The sequence below is a fragment of the Streptomyces mesophilus genome, from assembly GCF_011044995.1.
Lineage (GTDB): Bacteria > Actinomycetota > Actinomycetes > Streptomycetales > Streptomycetaceae > Streptomyces > Streptomyces mesophilus.
On the sequence record NZ_JAAKZW010000406.1, the window covers coordinates 1 to 3,218 of the forward strand.

The window sequence follows — 3,218 nt, forward strand, 5'->3', positions numbered from 1 at the left end:
GGTCGGGAGACTCACCGGGGTCGGGAGTCTCGCCGGGGCCGGGGGTGCTGCCGCCGCCACCGGGGGTGCTGTTGCCGCCACCGCCGCCGCCCGGCGTCGGGTTGGACGACGAGCCCGGGGTCGGATCGGGGTCCGGGGTGTTGTCGTCGCTGCGGTTGTCCGGCACGTGGCCCGTGCCGTCCTCGACCTCGCCCGCACCCTTGCGGTAGCGCTCCATCCACGACTTGACCGTGTTGTAGTAGTCCGTCGAGTGGTTGTAGCTCAGGATCGCCTGGCGCAGACCGGCGCTCGTGGACAGGTCACGGTTGTTGGCGCAGAGGTACTTGCCGGCCGCGAGCGCCGCGTCATAGACGTTGTTGGGGTCTTCCTTGCCGTCGCCGTTGCCGTCCTGGCGCCAGGTCTCCCAGGTCTGCGGGATGAACTGCATCGGGCCCACCGCACGGTCGTGCAGGGTGTCCCCGTCGTAGAGACCGCCGTCGGTGTCGGTGATGTTGGCGAAGCCGTTGCCGTTGAGCTGGGGGCCGAGAATCGGCGAGGGGGTGGTGCCGTCGGCGCCGACCTTGCCGCCGCGGGCGTGGCCCGACTCAACCTGGCCGATGGCGGCGAGCAGCTCCCAGGGCAGATTGCAGCCGGGGTTGTCGGCCCGCAGCGCGTTCGCGGCCTTCTTGTACGCGTCGAGGGGGGTCTTGGGTATGCCGACATCGTCGCTTTCCGGCGCGTCGGGGTCGTTCGGCTCGGGCGTCGCGAGCGGCGGCAGCTCCGTGAAGTACGAGTCGTCACCACTCGCGGAGTCGGGCACCTCGGCCGTGCCGGTGGACTGCCGTCCACCCGACGGGACGTCCGTGACGCCGGGCGCCTGGGAGGCGGACAGTGCGGCGAAGGCCGCCGCGGCCACCGCGGCCGCTGCCGTTGTCTTGCGCATCCGCTTACCGAAGAGCGCTCGCATGCCTACGGTTCCCCTCCCGTGTTCCCACCCGGCGCGCGCTCCCACGCGCCAACGCACGCGACCCTACGACAACTTCCCTTGCGCAGAAACAGGTTCCTGTCCGGTTTGTTGCCGGATGGCTACGTGTGTGCACTCGGAAAGTTCGTTCCTACGGTGCCGGCGGTCGCGCTCAGCGGACACGGTCCGCGGGAACCGGGGGGCGGCGCGGTTCGTCGTCGATCACGATGTAGTCGTATGACTTCTTGGTCTGACTTCGGTCTGCCTACTTGGTCTGCCTACTTGGTCTGACGTCTCGCGTTGTCGATCAGATGTCCTCGTACGAGTGCACGCTGCCGTATCACCGTCCTAGGAGCCCCGTTGCCGTTCACGCTCAGCCATGCCGCCGCCGTACTGCCGCTGGTACGCAGGGACGGGACCGGACGCGGGACGCTGCTGCCGTCGGTGATGATCGCGGGCTCGTTCGCGCCGGACCTCACCTACTTCGCGGCGAGCGGCGTGCCCGGCGGGATGGAGTTCGGCTCCTTCACGCACTCCCTGGCCGGCGTGCTCACCGCGGACGCGGTGATCGCGGCGCTGCTCGTCGGGGCGTGGTTGCTGCTGCGCGAACCGGTCGTCGCGCTGCTCCCGCGCACCTGGCAGGGACGGATCCTCGGCCTCGTCCGGGGACGCGGATGGCATGAACGCCCGCGCGGGCCGCTCCTGTTGTGGGGGTACGTCTCCGCGGTCCTTGGGGCGGCGACGCACACGGTGTGGGATGCGTTCACCCATCACGACCGGTGGGGCAGCGAGCTGCTGCCGGTGCTCGACGAGGAGTTCGGCGGGCAGCCGCTCTTCTGGTACCTCCAGTACGGCGGTTCGGCGCTGGCACTGCTCGCCGTGGCCTGCTTCGCCATCTCGGCGCTGCGCCGGTGCCCGGACACGGAAACGGCCGGCCTGCCGCGGCTCACCCGCCGCGCCCGGATCGGCGCGCTCGCCCTCATTGGCGGGTGCGTGGTGCTCGGGGCGGCGCACCGCACGGCGCGCTGGCTGGCGTACTGGGGCGGGCTCCCCGAGAGGCCCTGGGAGATCATCCCGACGCTGTGCTTCGGCGCCGGGGCGGGCCTTGCGGTGGGGCTGCTCGGGTACGCGGTGATGGTCAGGGTGCGGTCGGGCCAGATGGTGCGGTCGGGCCAGGGGGATCCGTCTGCGGCGGTGAGCCGTCGTTCCGGCCCCGGGCCGGATCTTCCGTCCGGCTCTGCGGATCCGCACCGGGCGGAACAGAACCGTCCGGCCGCTCGCTGATCTCGCTCTGCGGCGTGTAGCCCTGCCCGGCCGCACGCCCCTTGTTCAGCGCGCGGTGCACGGCGTGGGCGACCCGCTCGATGGTCCGCACCCCGTACGCCATCGTCGGGTTGTCATGGCTGAGCACCACGATGCGATACGTACGGCCGCCCCCGGTGAACGCTCCGATGCTGTGCACCCGCCACCCGTGCGTGCTCCGGGGCAGCCAGCCGTTCTTGAGGTGTGCCGTGACGCCCTTGGCCATGCCCGCCGGCACGCCCCAGCGCTGGTCCGCCCTGACCCGCTGCAACTGCTTCAGTCCGTACGCCCGAGAGCGCAGGAACGAGCGCGCCTCGGTGAGCACACCGAGCAGCCGCATCTGGTCGAGGGCGGTGGTGCGGGTCAGGCCCCACAGGCCGCCTGGGCCGGGGGTCGTGGCCGTGGCCCGGGCCTTGGTGAGGAAGCGCTCGACGCGGCTGGGGCCGAGGTCCTGCCAGAGCTGCCAGGCGGAGCCGTTGTCGGAGACCTGGATCATCGGGGGGATACGGCGGGACTCGAACCCGGTGAGTTTGCGGCGCAGTTGCTCGGCCCGCCACAGGACGGTCTCCATGATCAGCACCTTGGCGACGCTCGCCGAGTCGTAGGGGCGGTTCGCGTCGATGGCGCACCACAGGTCGCTCGCGTCGTCGTGCACCGCCACGGAGACGGTGCCCGTCCGGGACGACAAAGCCGCCCGGATGTCCTTGGACATCCGGGCGGCTAGTCCGGGATCACGGGCGGAGCGGCAGGCGGGGGCTATGGCGGCCCCTCGCCGCACGGCGTTGGCGTCGGCCGCGGCGGCTATCGGCGCGATCAGCGCGGACGCCACGGCGGCGGCAACGGCGGGCCGCCAGTGCCGCGCGGCGGCTGCGCTGTGGCGGCGGCGGATGGCCTGGCGGGTGAGGGTGCGGCGGGTGCGTATGTGAAGACCCATGAGGGCCACGATGCCGGGGCGTGCGGGGTGGGGCCTGGT

2 protein-coding genes and 1 pseudogene are annotated in these 3,218 nt (G+C 71.8%); 1 reads left to right on the plus strand and 2 read right to left on the minus strand.

Annotation, left to right across the window (positions count from 1 at the left end):
- Positions 1-946: lytic transglycosylase domain-containing protein (locus G6045_RS39955; protein ID WP_165337151.1), on the minus strand; the 946-nt coding region annotated here is incomplete at its 3' end.
- Between the two features lie 357 nt (positions 947-1,303).
- On the opposite strand from G6045_RS39955, the gene G6045_RS39960 reads away from it, so the two are divergent.
- Entirely contained in the window at positions 1,304-2,227 is a 924-nt protein-coding gene (locus G6045_RS39960; RefSeq protein ID WP_165337152.1) for a DUF4184 family protein, read from the plus strand.
- 133 nt (positions 2,228-2,360) lie between these two features.
- Here the strand turns inward: G6045_RS39960 and G6045_RS42285 are convergent.
- A pseudogene (locus G6045_RS42285) lies at positions 2,361-3,179 on the minus strand (serine hydrolase); the annotation flags it as partial.
- Positions 3,180-3,218 lie beyond the last annotated feature (39 nt).